The 604-nt window shown below is 47.5% G+C and carries 1 protein-coding gene; it reads right to left on the bottom strand.

Annotated elements, in window-relative coordinates; translation table 11 throughout:
• Window positions 1-62: 62 nt before the first annotated feature.
• A partial coding sequence (locus tag HK25_RS13135) for a hypothetical protein (RefSeq protein WP_086636395.1) occupies window positions 63-604 on the bottom strand: 542 nt, incomplete at its 5' end.

Here is a 604-nt window from a genome sequence, read left to right as displayed (position 1 = left end):
TTTTTCATGGGGCCAGATACAAAAAAAGCCGCACATGGCGGCTATTAGACGTAGTTATCGAATTATGGTGTTTTTGTACCCTTTAGCTCCGGAGCTGTCAATTCCTTTTTTAAGGTAGCGTAAAAACTGGCGAGCTGCTCAAGTAATAGCGATGATTGGATGGATGCTTTTTGACAAGCTGACGATTGCTTTAGATGAGGGAATAGCTCAGCCCCCATTTCACGAAAGCTCATGTTTTTAACGATAAGCATTTCAAGCCGTATATGACTGCACATGCCAAGAGCGCGACGGATATCGATAATACGCCCGCATGCGTTTGCTCTTACACAAGCCCATGATACTTCATCATGGCGTCCGTTACATTCAGGGATATAGTTCTCAGGATATTCAGCGTATCCGTGATAGCCAAATACATAGTCGCGGTGCCAGCGTTCTGATGCATTGGCGGCATCCTGGCTGATATCCCCATTGTTTAGCAGGCTCTGAATAGTTTGGCGTACGCGCGGGGGTGATGAGTTTGTAATCGTATCATGCTGGCGGCGTTCGTCTGTAGGGCCGTTATCCTGAAACTGAGGTGTGTAGACAATCGGCCTGCGTTTGCGGG

Source organism: Acetobacter sp. DsW_059, assembly GCF_002153695.1.
Lineage (GTDB): Bacteria > Pseudomonadota > Alphaproteobacteria > Acetobacterales > Acetobacteraceae > Acetobacter > Acetobacter thailandicus.
The sequence above is the reverse complement of the archived record's forward strand: the minus strand, read 5'-3'. Positions and strand labels throughout refer to the sequence as shown.